Below are 13276 nucleotides of genomic sequence, written 5' to 3' on the forward strand. Positions count from 1 at the left end.
ACTGTAAGGCGCTTCTAGCGGTTCCAGTCACCCAGTCCGTCGGCGCCGCTGAGGATTCCACCGGCAGTGTTCTGCACGATCACGGGGTCGCCCTTGCCTGCGTTCTCGAAGAACCACTTGGCGTTCTCGGTACTGACGTTGAGGCAGCCATGGCTCACGTTGGTGAATCCCTGTTGCGCAACGGACCACGGTGCCGCGTGGACGAAGATTCCACTGTAGGAAATTCGTGACGCGTATTCGACGTAGGTCCGGTAGCCCTCGGGTGAATCGATCGGAACGCCGTAGGTGGACGAATCCATGTACATGTCACGCAGTTGCTCACCGACGATGTACGTGCCGTTGGGGGTTTCGTGGCCCGGCTTGCCGAACGACGTCGGCATGGTGCGCACCACTTCACCGTTGCGAGTGATGGTGATCTGCTTCGTGTTGTCGTCCGCAACCGTGACGAGCGCATCGCCGATGTTGAACGTGGAATGCGAATCCCCGGCGTCGACGGTCACCGCGATGTTCGCGGGCCAGAACTGCGTCGGCTTCCACCGCACCTGGCTGTTGTTGATCCAGTAGAAGTTTCCCTCGACCGGCGGATTGGTGGTGACGCGAATTGCACGTTCCGCGGTGGCGCGGTCGTCGATCGATTCGTTGAAACGAATGATGATCGGCTGAGCGATTCCGACACGCTCACCGTTGGACGGGTTGACCGACGGTGCCGAGAAGTTGGGAACCGGGGCGGGAATCTGATCCGCCGTGCCCATGAAACCCGGGAGCGCCGGATCAAGGCCGGCAACACCGGCGACGACGGGTACTGGAATCTCCGGACCACCGGGAAAGAGCGGGAAAGCCGCTGCCGGTCCGGCAAATGTGAGGCCTGCAGCCACTACTCCGACAACCGCTACAGCTATCCGGGATGTCCGACGCACTCGCTTGCTGACCATCTCACTACTTTCCTTCGACAACGTGCATTTGCTGGTCATGCGAGGCTGGCGTCGATACCCGCCTGGCATCGACGCCAACGCGCCATTCGGAGCAAACCGCACAATTCCCTTGTAATTAACACATAAAACGAGAAATCCAGCAATACGAAGGTTCGCTGAACCGTAGCTGTCAACGCTCAGGGAGCACGGTGTTCCAGGTTTGGCGGCGTCCACTTCGGTGAATCCGCTTTTCAGCTTCCGTACCCGACGGGATCGCCTTTTCCGTTCTGCGACGGAGGTGCACGTGAACTGGAGCACCGCAGTTCCGGACAGTGCGCTGTGGCTGGCGAAGGCTTATACGATCACCGCCGCCGCCCTCGCGATCACGGCAATTCTGCTGGCCCGCTTCACTGCCTGGGGCAGCCAGTTTCGACGGATGGCCTGGCCGTACTTCAACCCCAGGCGCAGCCCCGTTCCAATACTGATTCTTGCAGTACTGCTGCTGCTCACGGTGTGGGCTGTGCGCGTGACGGTGTTGTTCTCCTACTGGTACAAGGATTTCTACGACACGATTCAGAACCTCGACGAAGCCGGGTTCTGGCACTATCTCAGAGTGTTCGCCGTCCTGGCGGTCATCCACGTCGTGAGTTCGCTCCTCACGTACTTCGTCGGCCAGGCCCTCGACATCAAGTGGCGCATCTGGCTCAACAACACCCTGACCGACGATTGGCTCGACGGTCTTGCGTACTACCGCGGCGAGTTCCTGCATAACCCGATCGACAATCCGGATCAGCGCATCCAGACCGATATCACCTCGTTCGTGACCTATTCCCGCACGTTGTCGATGGGTGCGGTCACCGCGATGGTGTCGATAGTGAGCTTTACCGCGATCCTGTGGAATCTCTCCGGACCCCTGACCATTTTCGGTACCGAGATTCCGCGCGCGATGATCTTCCTGGTCTACATCTACGTATTGGTGACCACCGCGCTGGCATTCTGGATCGGCCGACCGCTGATCATGTTGAACTTCCTGAACGAGAAGCTCGGCGCGACCTTTCGCTATGCCTTGGTGCGATTGCGGGAGTATGGCGAAAGTATCGCGTTCTATCGCGGCGAGGACGTCGAACGTCGCACGCTCGCAACACGCTTCGCTGCGGTGATCCGCAACATGTGGGCCATCGTGTTCCGGACGCTGAAGTTCAGTGGCTTCAATCTCGCCGTGAACCAGACCGCAGTCATCTTCCCGTTCTTGGTGCAGGGCTCTCGGTTGTTCAAGGGACAGGTCACTTTCGGCGACGTCATGCAAACCGCGCAGGCGTTCGGCCAAGTCCACGAATCTTTGTCGTTCTTCCGTGAGTCGTACGCCGATTTCGCGAGCTTTCGCGCCACCCTCATACGCTTGACCGGCCTCGCCGACGCCGACAAGCGAGCCCGGGCACTACCGACGCTCGACGTTTCAGACGCCGGAGATCAGCTTGTCATCCGAAAACTCCACGTATGCAAGCCTTCCGGAGAGACTTTGATCGCCGAGCTGGATCTGACACTCGATCACGGCGACGCCCTGCTCGTCAAAGGTGCGTCGGGAAGCGGTAAGACCACCTTGCTGCGAAGCATCGCACAACTGTGGCCTTACGCGGACGGTTCGGTTACCCGGCCGGTGGGTAGGTCGCTTTTCCTTTCCCAGCGCCCGTACCTGCCGCTGGGGTCGTTGCGTACGGGACTGGCGTATCCGGATCGTTCGATCGCCAAGGACAGCAGGCTCCGAGCGGTACTTGACCAGGTGCATCTTCCGCATTTGACCGACCGTCTCGACGAAGTAGCCGATTGGACCCGAATCCTCTCTCCGGGCGAACAACAGCGACTGGCGTTCGCCCGGGTAGTTCTGGCCAAGCCCCGCACCGTGTTCCTCGACGAAGCGACATCCGCGATCGACGAAGGCCTCGAGTACACGCTCTACCGCATGCTGCGCAGCGAACTGCCCGACAGCATTATGGTCAGCGTGGGACACCGCAGCACGCTCAACGTCTTTCACAATCGCCAACTCGAACTGCAGGGTTCGGGACAGTGGTCTCTCACCGAGCACGTAGGTTGAACGATCTCCGCTAGCTTTCCTCGCGAGCGGCCGCAAGCATCGATTCGATCGAAATGAGCTTGGTTCGCGGACGACCGACAGCCGCCCCGGATGCGCGCTCGGCCTTGTCGATCCGCTGCCAACCTTGGTAGTCCACCTGATCCGGTGACCTGTCGGCCAGAAGTACCGTCAACTTCTCCGCTTCCGCACTTGGCGTTGCAAGGCGCCCAGCTGCGAAGTCGTCAAAAATCATGGACACGGTTTCAGCCGAGCAGTACTTGTTCGTGCCGATCACACCGGTCGGGCCACGCTTGATCCACCCCGCAGCGTAGACGCCGGGCATGGGCATCCCCGATTCCGGATCGATCACGCGGCCGTTCTCGTTGGGGATCACGCCTCGAGCATCGTCGAACGGTAGGTCCGCGACGGGCGTTCCTCGATAACCGACCGAACGCAATACCAGTCCGGTGTCGAGGGCCTCGGTTTCCTCGGTGGGCCGTGCGGACAGTTGACCGGTGGGTGTTGCGACCAGTTGGTTCTTCACGATGCGAACCTGCTCGACACTGCCGTCGCCGAGGATCTCGACCGGGGAGGTGAGGAATCGCAGAACTATGCGCTTACGTGTGGGATCGGCTGTGCGCGAGGCAAATTCCTGGGCCTGCTTCACCTTGAGTAACACCGACGGCTCTGCGGCGTCGCTCTCGACAAAAGCCCGACTCGAATCGTCGAGTTCTGCCTCCACCGGATCCACAATGACGTCCACATCCGCCATCTGGCCCAGCGCCAGCAATTCGGGGTTGGTGTACGCGGCCTGCGCCGGACCTCGACGACCGAGAATCACCACTTCACGAATATTGCTGTTGCGCAACGCTTCGAGGGCATGATCCGCAAGGTCTGTCTTGGCCAGAACCTCCGGGTCGGTGACGAGGATGCGGGCGACGTCGAGTGCAACGTTGCCGTTGCCGACGATGACGGCCCGCTCCCCGGACAGATCGAAACTGCGATCGGCGTAACTCGGATGACCGTTGTACCAGGCCACGAATTCGGTTGCAGCATGGCTTCCCGGAAGATCTTCGCCCGGGATATCGAGCTTGCGATCACCTGCCGCACCTACCGCGTAGATCACCGCATGATGATGCTCGAGCAGTTCGGTATGCGAAATATGATTGCCCACCTCGACATTGAAGTGGCAGTGCACCGTCTTCTTCGACACGACAGCGCGGAACTGGTCGGTGACGCCCTTGGTACCCGGATGATCGGGAGCCACGCCTGCTCGGACCAACCCGTACGGCGTCGGTAGGCGATCGAAAATGTCGACCTCGACCCGCGGCTTGCCGGCCAGTTCCATCGCCGCGTAACACGCCGCCGGCCCTGAACCGACGATGGCGACCCGCAGCGTCCCCAACTCGGGAGCGATCTTGGCCATGGTGATCGGCTCCGGCCAGTCCGGCCCCATCGGATGCTTCTCGAAGTACGACGCGTTCATCTCGAGGTACGGCGCGTCGGCTTCAGCAAGTTCGTTGTCGGAGTAGATGGCATCGACCGGGCACTCATCCACACACGCACCGCAGTCGATGCAGGTGTCCGGGTCGATGTAGAGCATTTCGGTGGTGGCGAACTGGGCTTCGTCAGGCGTCGGATGAATGCAGTTGACCGGGCACACGTCCACACATGAGGCGTCGTTACAGCACGGCTGCGTGATCACATACGCCATTAGCTCTCCCCTATCCATGAATCAAACAATCACATCTACTTTCCAGACTATAACTTGTCCGATTTGACGCGAGAACGGATGTCAGATCTCGCCATTGCGTTTCAACAGGGCAACTGCCGAAACCGTGGCATGACCACGCCATTCAAGTGCGGCGGCGGGTGAGTAACTGTCGAAATCCACCATCCATCCGCCGTCCTTGCACTGCCTCGCCGCCAATGCGGACAGTTCCTCCTCGATCACTTCCGCACTGAACAGCGTGCGGGTCGGGCCTGAAGGAGACGGCGAGAAATCGAGCGGACGCATGTACTCGTCGACAGCTCCCCCGTCCACGTGCACCAATCCGTCCGGAGGAATGAGCGCACCGAGTTTTGCCACCAACCGGACCTCGTTCGCCGCATCGAGGAACTGCAACGCAAATGCCAATTCGAGAGCACTCAACGTCTCGGCACGCTCGATCGCACCCAGGCAGAACCGAACCGCCGAATCGAGCCAGGGATGTTTGGCCACTGCGGAATCGAATTCGGCTACCCGCAACGCCGTGGCGCACACGATGGCCGTGATCTGCAACGACGATTCCGATGGATCCGCGTCGACCCAGAACGATGCGCACCCAGCCGGTTCGGAAATCGGAAGAGCAAAGGGCAGACCACCGTCGACGGTCGATACCGTCTGCAGCCAGTCACACAATTCCAGGGCCCGCGGGGTCACCGCGGCGACATCGGCAAAAACCTCGAACGCATGCAGTGCTCCACCGGGTTGGCTACCTGGCGAACGCAGGTCCGGCTCGAGACCCCAGCCGTATCCGCCGTCGGGATTTCGGTAGCCGTCGACCGCCGCCAATGCAGCATCTCGATCACCTTGCCCCAGAACTAAATTCAACCGGTGACGGTCGAGTATCCGGCCGTTGCCGGCCAGAAATCGTGTTGTTGCCGCAAGATCTACGACCATTTTCACCTCACTCGTTATCCCCGACGCGCGAGCTCCTGTGCTTCGGCTCCCAGCCTGGCGAGACGAAGGTCGCCAAGTGCTGTTACGGCACTACCCAATCGGTTGGTCGTGAAACCCAACGACAAGCCGCTGTCGAGGTCGGCATACGCGCCCGAACCACCGACGCCGTAGTGTCCGATGGCATTTCGCGGTTGACGCCGTGCCGCGATGATCGGCGGGTGGTAACCCAGCGCCCAATTGGGCCGAACCGCGAGTACGTAGTCACGTTCTCGCGTTTGAATGGTCGCCATCTGATCGATGGTCGACTCTTTCAGGAACCGCTTTCCGTCGAGCATGCCGCCGTTGGCGATTGCCGCATACATCCTCGCCAGCGCCCGCGCGCTGAAGACTCCGTTCCAACCGGGCATCACTGTGTCATGCACCGCCGGATTACGAACCATCACGTCGAATCCGTCGGGCATCGCAGCCTCGGCCAGACCGCGAGTAGGGCCGACATGAGAGAGAACCGTAGACGCAAACGCCCAGTTGAGACCCGCTGGATTGATGTGCGGAAACAGCTTCGCGATACGCGTCCGCTCAGAGATGGGTACGCGGAACCAGAATTCGTCGACACCGAGCGGCTTCGCGATCTCCGCCTCGACGACGTCCGTGAAGGGCAGTCCCGTCACCCGTGCAACCAATTCGGCGACCAACCATCCGTATGTCACCGCGTGATATCCGGGGCCCTTCAGCCGGCGCGGATCCGGCTTGCTCGCAGCCAGTGCGGCAACAACTGCGTCGTAGTCCATGAGATCGAGCGGATTGCGCATCAATCCACGCACCTTGTGCAGGCCGGCGCGATGCGTCATCAAGTCAGAAACGGTGATCTTGTCTTTGCCAGCGGCACCGAACTCGGGCCAGTACTGCGCGACCGGCGCGTCGTAATCGATCAATCCACGCTCAGCCAAACGATGTACGACGGTACTGGCCACACCCTTGCCCGTAGAGAACGAGAGTGAGATGGTGTCGTGGTCCCAGCGGCGGTCACGGTCGGCATATCCGGCCCAGATGTCGAGAACTTTCTCGCCGTCCTGGTACGCAACCAAAGCGCCGCCGCCTTGCTGCGGTTGCCGGTACATCGCAAAGAACCGGTCTGCCAGTGGCAGGAATCGACGATCGACGTACAGTTCGGTCCGCGCCGGCACCTCTGTGTGTACGAGTGAACCGCGCCGTGCGTTTGCAGTCATCGCGTCCTCCGATCCCCGTTTGATCACGGCAGCTGCCCTGATCGACCCACCACAGCTTTACATCTTTGTGACCGGTGTCACGAAGTGAACTGTAGTGCGGGGCACCGTCACGGCAGCGTCCAGGTCGAAATTCCATCGCTGAAACATCCCTGAGCAGTCGCGATATTGAAAACCAGCGCAGGACCCCCGGCGCAGATTGCGCCAACGTCGGCATCACCGACAGCAGCGCGACCGCCTGGGCCTGCCAGGACGACCGCAAACGGCGATGCGGTGCGCCCGAGAGCTAACGAATCCCGCCCGAAAGCAACGGCAGCAAGCATTCCACCGCGAGTTTCCGCGGCCGCGACGCCACCGAACATCGCAAGCCCAGCAGACGTGCCGCCGTCGCGCGAGTCTGCGGCCCCTACTCCGTCACCTTCGACATGCGAGATGGCGGAACTGCCCGCATCGGCAACCGCCCGGCACGCCGACGACCCGTCCACCAGAGTCTGATCGAGCCCTCTCGCAGAGCAGTCCAATGTTGCGGCCGACGCCTGCGAAGTAGCGCCGACAATGCTCAGAACTGCGATTATCCCGCCGCCCACTATCAATCCTGTAACCCGTGCGCCCCGGTGATCCATTTCAACCTCACAATGCACTCGCGAGTCTCGGATTTGTCCGATTCAGACGCTACTCGGTTTCTGTCTGCTTCCGATCTCGATCGCGACTCGGTTGTACCCGTTTCGGTTCACCCGGCATTTTGGGGTAGTTGGGCGGATATGGGAGGTCTCCCAATCCTGCTGCGATGTCCTTCTCGAACATTTCCAGGAGAACATCGAGTTCAAAGGCCTTCTCGTGCATCGCTGCCATGGGATCACCGCGGTCGGCGAGCAGATTCGGGACCGTCGCGATAGTGCAGTCGTCGGGGTGTACGTCGCGCAGTTCGTCCCACGTCACCGGCGTAGACACGGTTGCAATCGGAGTTTTGCGCGCAGAATAGGCCGCGGCAATCGTTCTGTCCCTGGCATTTTGGTTGAAGTCGATGAAGATCCGCTCACCACGTTCTTCCTTCCACCAGGCCGTTGTCGCCCGATCGCCGCTGCGTCGTTCGACTTCACGAGCCAGTGCAATTCCCGCGTGTCGAACCTCGATGAAATCCCAACGCGGCGCGAGCGGAATGTAGACGTGCAGGCCCCGTCCACCGGACGTCTTGGGGAACCCTTCCAGGCCCAGTTCCGAGAGAAGTGGACGCAGTACCTCGTCGGCGATCGCGACGGCCTCCGCAAAACCGGTTCCGGGCTGCGGATCAAGATCGATCCGCAATTCGTCGGGATGATCGGTGTCCGGGCAGCGCACTGCCCACGGATGAAACGTGATGGTTCCGAGGTTTGCCGCCCACACGATGTTGGCAGCGTTCTGCACTCGGAGGACGTCGGCCTTGCGCCCGGACGGAAACGTCACCTCACAGGATTCGACATGTTCAGGTCGTTTTGCCGGCAATCGTTTCTGGTAGACCTCTTCGCCCTCGATACCGTCGGGAAAGCGTTGCAGGTGTGTCGGTCGATCCTTCAGGGCGGCCACCGCGGCGCCCTGCAACGCCACTGTGCGGTAGTACTCCACAAGATGACGCTTGGTCCCGCCGTCGGTGCCCAATTGCGGATAGTAGATCTTGTCGGGGCTGGAGAGACGGACCGCGATTCCGTCGACATCCAGTTCCACTGCCGGACTGGCCATCACACACCACCTGCAAGGACATCCGCGAAGTCGTACCGCACCGGAACCTCCAACTGATCGAACGTGCACTCGTCGGGAACCCGATCCGGACGCCACCGCAGAAAGCGCGCTGCGTGCCGGAAGCGTTCCCCTTCCATTTGGTCGTACGCCACTTCCAATACCCGCTCCGGGCGGAGCGGGACCCACGAGCGATCGGCCGCCGACTTCCATCGACTTGCCTCGCCTTCCGCCACCACGTCGTCACCGACGCGTAGTGGTTCGAGTTCTTCCAGCAACTCGATTCGCCGCGCCGCGGTGAATGCCGAAGCGCCACCGACCATCTTCAAATCGGAGCCGTCGAACAAACCCAGCAGCATCGAACCGATACCCGGTTGACTCTTGTGCGGACGGTATCCGAGCAGTACGACATCCGCGGTTCTGGCGTGCTTGACCTTGATCATCTCGCGCTTGTTCGGCAGGTAGGGGCCGACCAGCTTCTTGGCGATCACACCGTCAAGACCAGCGCCTTCGAACATCTCGAACCACCGCATCGCCTCACCGCTGTCGAAAGTTGCAGCTGTGACATGACAGCTCGGACCGCCGCCGATCGTGTCGACCAGCAATGCGCGTCGAACGGTGAAATCTTCGGAGGCTACGTCCCGATCTCCCAACGCCAACAGGTCGAATCCGACAAATTGCGCTGGTGTCTGTTCGGCGAGCAGCGTCACTCGACTGGCTGCGGGGTGGATGCGCTCGGACAGCGCTTCCCAACTCAGCCGCGTCACGCCGTTCACTTCCCGGGGCACGACAAGCTCGCCGTCCACCACACATTTGTCCGGCAGTTCCGCCTTCACCGCTTCGACGATTTCGGGGAAGTACCGAGCCAGGTCTTTTCCTCCGCGTGAACCGAGGACTACCTCGTCCCCGTCGCGGAAGATTATCGACCGAAAGCCATCCCATTTCGGTTCGTACGACCACGTCGGCTGGTCGGATTCGGGTTGTACCGGCACTGTCGTAGCGGCCTTCGCCAACATCGGGGCGAGCGGCGGCATCTGAGGGAGGTCCACCCACTCATACTGACAGCCCGATTCGCTATTCGACTAGCAGTGAAGTGGAATAGAGCCCGAATAATCCAAGATCAGCAAGGGAGACTTGAATGTCCGGAATCGTCGGACGGCTGTGCACAGCACTGATCGCGACGTCTGCAATCGCCATTTTCGCCACTGGGTGCGGATCTGACGTCGAGCCTAAAGCCATCGCGGAATCATCATCCACCGTGGCAGATTCGACCACCACGTCAGCGAGCACCACCACCTCGAAGATCGACGGCCAAGAGGGCACCGACGCGGGCGGCGACGTGGATATCGACGTGAACATCGGCGACTGCGTCAAGATCGGCGGCACCACGAACGACGCCGAAATCGACCACGCCGTGTGCGGCAGCGACGAATCCAACTACAAGGTTGTCGCCAAAGCCCCCACGTCGGATGAGTGCGCGTCCGACATCGATCAGACCTACTACGAGACTCTGCTCGGCCAGGAACAGGGCGCGGTCTGTCTCGACATCGACTGGGTCGTCGGCGGATGCATGGATCTAGGACCGGGTGGCCTCGACGACGAGCCGGCCCGTATCGACTGCGCCGATTCGGGAAGCGACGTAGTCCAGGTAATCGAAATCCTCCAGGGTTCGACGTCCATCGAAGATTGTGGTTCCGAAGCAGATTCGGGATTCGAGCACGCCGAACGCAAGTTCACCGTTTGCACGGCAACGCTCTAACCTGTTGTGCGCCTTTATCAACCGCCCGCGGTTGATAAAGGCGCACGGTCAGAGCCAGCCTCGCCGCTTGAAAATCGTGTAGAGACTTCCACACGTCAGCACCATCATCGAGAGCGCAAACGGATAGCCCAACTGCCAGTGAAGTTCCGGGATGTCGTCGAAGTTCATGCCGTACACAGTTCCGATCAGTGTCGGGGCAAAGAGAATTGCCGCCCAGGCCGACACTTTCTTGATCTCCTCGTTCTGCGCGTAACTCGCCTGCGTGAGATTTCGCATTTCCTCGTTCTGATTCTGCGATACCAAGGTTGCATTGACGGTCAGGATGTTTCCCAACAGTTGACGGAACCCGTCGGCCTGCTCGACCACTGTTGTCGCGTGGTCGGTGACATCGCGAAGATAGCGCTGCAGTTCTTCGTCCGTGTGGTATTTGTCGAATCCTGCCGACAGCCCACGCAGCATGCCGAGCAACGGCCGTGTGGCTCTCTGGAATTCGATCACTTCACGGGTCAATTCGTAGATACGACGCGACACTCCGGGATCGCCGCTGAATACCTCGGTCTCGATCTCGTCGATGTCGTTCTGCAGGCCGGCGACAACCGGCGCATAGCCGTCGACGACGGCGTCGAGGATTGCGTAGAGAACAGCTTCGGTCCCCAGACGGAGGAGATCGGGATCGTTCTCCATTCTGGTTCGCACGGCCGTGAGATCCGGTGATTCACTGTGGCGGACAGTAAGAACGAAGTTGGGACCGCAGAACACATGCAGTTCACCGAATTCGACGCGTTCGGTCTCGTCGCGATAGCGCGCAGCGCGCAACACGACAAAGAGTGTCTCACCGTATCGCTCGAGCTTGGGACGTTGATGTGCGGCAATCGCGTCTTCGACAGCCAACTCGTGAAGGTCGAAATGCTGTGCTGCAGCGTACAATTGAGTGTCGTCGGGACGGTACAGCCCAATCCATGCCATCGACTGCGAATCCGGCAGGCACGACAACGCTTCGGCGAGGGTGGACGGCGACGCGATCCGAGCTCCGTCGCGGTACACACCACTATTCACGACCGTGGCTTCCACAGGCGCAATCGCATCGGTCGTTGCGGCCTTCACGACGGTGCGGGCGACGGGCGTGTGACCGGTTCGACTATCACCGAAACCTGCCGAGCGACGCGGGAAGGACGACCGGCGGGACTTGAATTCAGACATGCTGCAACAGCTTTCAAGGAAGAGTGAACGGCCAAGGCGCGCTTCACAGCGAAGCAGAGGCCGATGAACACACGATGAAGCTGCAGCAAAATACCCGGCGACCCGGGCGGTCTACAGCTTCAGTTGGTACTCGGAGGTTGGCCACGCATTACAAGCCACACCTCCTCTTCCCTGAATTACTGCTCGTTCGCCATGCGCTCGGACGGCGCACGACGCCCACACATTACCCCTCTTCCGAGAACGGGACAAACCAAGGATTTTCGCCAGTTAGAGAGTGATCGCGTCCAGCCTGAGTTTGATGAAGTCGGCCGACACGACGGGTTCCAGGCCGGAGACTCTCCCGATCGGCAACTCCAACGGGGTGACTACCGCATCGTGATTGAGTTCGTAGAAGTAGATGAGCGAGACCAGATCTTCCTCCGGAGCGTCCGACTGGGGAGGAAGTACACGGTGCCGGCCCGACGGCCAGCGTTTCCCACTCCAGTACTCGAGGAGGTCTCCGATGTTTACCGTCAACGCTTCCGCGTCGTACGGGGCGTCTTCCCATCCGCCTTCGTCCGTGTACACCTGCAGTCCACCGGATCCGAGCTCACGATCGAGAACTGTCACCGTTCCGAAGTCTGTGTGCGGACCGATGCGGAACTGTCCCGGCTCAGGCTCACCCACGACGCTCATCGGTGGGTAATGGTTGATGTTGCACGTCCACGTGGGGAGGTCGGCAAGCCCGTCGAACGGGTTGTTCGCCAAACCCAGTGCAGCTGCGAACATCTCCAGCAAATCGTCCGACAGTCGACGCATCTGCGCGGTGTAGACGGTCAAGAGTTCGTGTAGCTCGGCAACCTCGCGCGGCCAGACGTTGGAGAGAAACCAGACGTCGTCGACCAGCGGATCGCCCGTCCGAGTTTCAGCCCCGATCGCAAAGGTCTCCTTGAGATCCGGCGGGGTCTCGGTTCCCTCCGAGTAGCCGTTGGCCTCCATCCCCGGGCCGATCCATCCGCGTTCACCGACTATTGCGGCGTACTTTGCTTTGGTCGACTCGGGTAGCGCAAAGAACTTCCGGGCCGCGGCTCGCACGTCTGCGGCAAGTTCGCGGGTGATCCCATGCCCGCGCACGAGAAGGAAGCCCGCACGTTGCAGCCCTTCGTCCACCTCACGCGCGACAGCTTCAGCGCCCGGACCGCCCGCCCGCCAGAGGGAAATATCCACGGTCGATACAGCCTTCATTCCGCTACTCCGATGTCTTCGTTCCACAGTGCCGGGTTTGTTTCGATGAACTCGGTCATCAAATCGATGCAGTGTTGATCTCGCAGAACGGTGACAGACACCCCGTTTTCGCGGAGCCACTCGTGCCCACCGGTAAATGTCACGCTTTCACCGACGATCACGGATCCGATGTTGAACTGACGCACGAGCCCGCTGCAGTACCAGCACGGCGAGAGCGTGGTGACCATGATGGTCTGCCGGTAGTCACGTTGCCTTCCGGCCGCACGAAAGGCGTCGGTTTCACCGTGCACCGACGGATCGTCGTGCTGGACTCGACGGTTTCGTCCACTACCGAGAAGGGTGCCGTCAGACGCGAAGAGTGCCGCACCGATGGGAATTCCGCCCTCACTGCGGCCGAGTTCGGCCTCGGATATCGCTGCCTGCAACATTGTCTGGGGGTCGAGAGCGCGGGAAGCGCTCGTCACAGTCGTCGACATCCCTCTACTTTCTGCTGTTCGGACTACATCCACAACT

The 13276-nt window shown here is 60.7% G+C and carries 12 protein-coding genes; 2 read left to right on the forward strand and 10 right to left on the reverse strand.

The genetic code is table 11. The annotated features are described in order from the left end of the window. Window positions 1-14 precede the first annotated feature (14 nt). The gene (locus EEB13_RS25215) at window positions 15-932 is read right to left on the reverse strand and encodes an Ig-like domain-containing protein (protein WP_141486506.1); all 918 of its coding nucleotides are present in this window, start codon (window positions 930-932) and stop codon (window positions 15-17) included. 283 nt (window positions 933-1215) lie between these two features. Here EEB13_RS25215 and EEB13_RS25220 point away from each other — a divergent pair, with 283 nt between their 5' ends. Continuing rightward, the gene (locus tag EEB13_RS25220; protein ID WP_141486507.1) at window positions 1216-3003 is read left to right on the forward strand and encodes an ABC transporter ATP-binding protein/permease; all 1788 of its coding nucleotides are present in this window, start codon (window positions 1216-1218) and stop codon (window positions 3001-3003) included. A gap of 10 nt (window positions 3004-3013) precedes the next feature. On the opposite strand, the gene EEB13_RS25225 is transcribed toward EEB13_RS25220, so the two are convergent. From EEB13_RS25225 to EEB13_RS25250, 6 genes are all read right to left on the reverse strand, one after another. Then, window positions 3014-4696, reverse strand: coding sequence for an FAD-dependent oxidoreductase (locus tag EEB13_RS25225; RefSeq protein ID WP_141486508.1), 1683 nt, complete (start codon window positions 4694-4696; stop codon window positions 3014-3016). Between the two features lie 81 nt (window positions 4697-4777). After that, complete coding sequence (locus tag EEB13_RS25230) at window positions 4778-5644, reverse strand: hypothetical protein (protein WP_141486708.1); 867 nt, start codon at window positions 5642-5644, stop codon at window positions 4778-4780. Between the two features lie 14 nt (window positions 5645-5658). Further along, window positions 5659-6870: a serine hydrolase domain-containing protein gene (locus EEB13_RS25235; protein WP_141486509.1), complete on the reverse strand. Its 1212-nt coding sequence runs from the start codon at window positions 6868-6870 to the stop codon at window positions 5659-5661. 107 nt (window positions 6871-6977) lie between these two features. Further along, window positions 6978-7490: a DUF6764 family protein gene (locus tag EEB13_RS25240; RefSeq protein ID WP_315985037.1), complete on the reverse strand. Its 513-nt coding sequence runs from the start codon at window positions 7488-7490 to the stop codon at window positions 6978-6980. A gap of 49 nt (window positions 7491-7539) precedes the next feature. Then, window positions 7540-8583 (reverse strand): non-homologous end-joining DNA ligase, encoded by a 1044-nt coding sequence (gene ligD / locus EEB13_RS25245; protein ID WP_033232336.1) that lies wholly within the window; start codon window positions 8581-8583, stop codon window positions 7540-7542. Continuing rightward, on the reverse strand, window positions 8583-9629 hold the full coding sequence (locus EEB13_RS25250; RefSeq protein WP_033232338.1) for an ATP-dependent DNA ligase: 1047 nt from the start codon (window positions 9627-9629) through the stop codon (window positions 8583-8585). Before EEB13_RS25250 ends, ligD begins: the two co-directional genes overlap by 1 nt. Window positions 9630-9718: 89 nt before the next feature. Between EEB13_RS25250 and EEB13_RS25255 the strand changes: the two genes are divergently transcribed. Further along, on the forward strand, window positions 9719-10339 hold the full coding sequence (locus EEB13_RS25255) for a hypothetical protein (protein ID WP_092806276.1): 621 nt from the start codon (window positions 9719-9721) through the stop codon (window positions 10337-10339). A gap of 48 nt (window positions 10340-10387) precedes the next feature. Here EEB13_RS25255 and EEB13_RS25260 read toward each other — a convergent pair whose 3' ends face one another. The 3 genes from EEB13_RS25260 to EEB13_RS25270 all read right to left on the reverse strand — a co-directional run bounded on the left by EEB13_RS25260 (window position 10388) and on the right by EEB13_RS25270 (window position 13239). Further along, window positions 10388-11539 (reverse strand): magnesium and cobalt transport protein CorA, encoded by a 1152-nt coding sequence (locus tag EEB13_RS25260; RefSeq protein WP_045068640.1) that lies wholly within the window; start codon window positions 11537-11539, stop codon window positions 10388-10390. Between the two features lie 267 nt (window positions 11540-11806). Next, window positions 11807-12763 carry an isopenicillin N synthase family dioxygenase gene (locus tag EEB13_RS25265; RefSeq protein ID WP_141486510.1) on the reverse strand — a complete coding sequence of 319 codons (957 nt, stop codon included), beginning with the start codon at window positions 12761-12763 and terminating at the stop codon, window positions 11807-11809. Next, window positions 12760-13239, reverse strand: a complete 480-nt coding sequence (locus EEB13_RS25270; protein ID WP_033232343.1) for a nucleoside deaminase — start codon at window positions 13237-13239, stop codon at window positions 12760-12762. The genes EEB13_RS25265 and EEB13_RS25270 overlap by 4 nt, the downstream gene beginning before the upstream one ends. Window positions 13240-13276 lie beyond the last annotated feature (37 nt).

The organism is Rhodococcus sp. WS3, assembly GCF_003797085.1.
In the GTDB taxonomy this organism is placed as follows: domain Bacteria; phylum Actinomycetota; class Actinomycetes; order Mycobacteriales; family Mycobacteriaceae; genus Rhodococcus_F; species Rhodococcus_F globerula.

Coding starts and splice junctions, on each gene's coding strand:
- EEB13_RS25215 (WP_141486506.1), bottom strand. CDS start 932: ATGGTCAGCAAGCGAGTGCGTCGGACATCCCGGATAGCTGTAGCGGTT.
- EEB13_RS25225 (WP_141486508.1), bottom strand. CDS start 4,696: ATGGCGTATGTGATCACGCAGCCGTGCTGTAACGACGCCTCATGTGTG.
- EEB13_RS25230 (WP_141486708.1), bottom strand. CDS start 5,644: ATGGTCGTAGATCTTGCGGCAACAACACGATTTCTGGCCGGCAACGGC.
- EEB13_RS25235 (WP_141486509.1), bottom strand. CDS start 6,870: ATGACTGCAAACGCACGGCGCGGTTCACTCGTACACACAGAGGTGCCG.
- EEB13_RS25240 (WP_315985037.1), bottom strand. CDS start 7,490: ATGGATCACCGGGGCGCACGGGTTACAGGATTGATAGTGGGCGGCGGG.
- ligD (WP_033232336.1), bottom strand. CDS start 8,583: ATGGCCAGTCCGGCAGTGGAACTGGATGTCGACGGAATCGCGGTCCGT.
- EEB13_RS25255 (WP_092806276.1), top strand. CDS start 9,719: ATGTCCGGAATCGTCGGACGGCTGTGCACAGCACTGATCGCGACGTCT.
- EEB13_RS25260 (WP_045068640.1), bottom strand. CDS start 11,539: ATGTCTGAATTCAAGTCCCGCCGGTCGTCCTTCCCGCGTCGCTCGGCA.
- EEB13_RS25265 (WP_141486510.1), bottom strand. CDS start 12,763: ATGAAGGCTGTATCGACCGTGGATATTTCCCTCTGGCGGGCGGGCGGT.
- EEB13_RS25270 (WP_033232343.1), bottom strand. CDS start 13,239: ATGTCGACGACTGTGACGAGCGCTTCCCGCGCTCTCGACCCCCAGACA.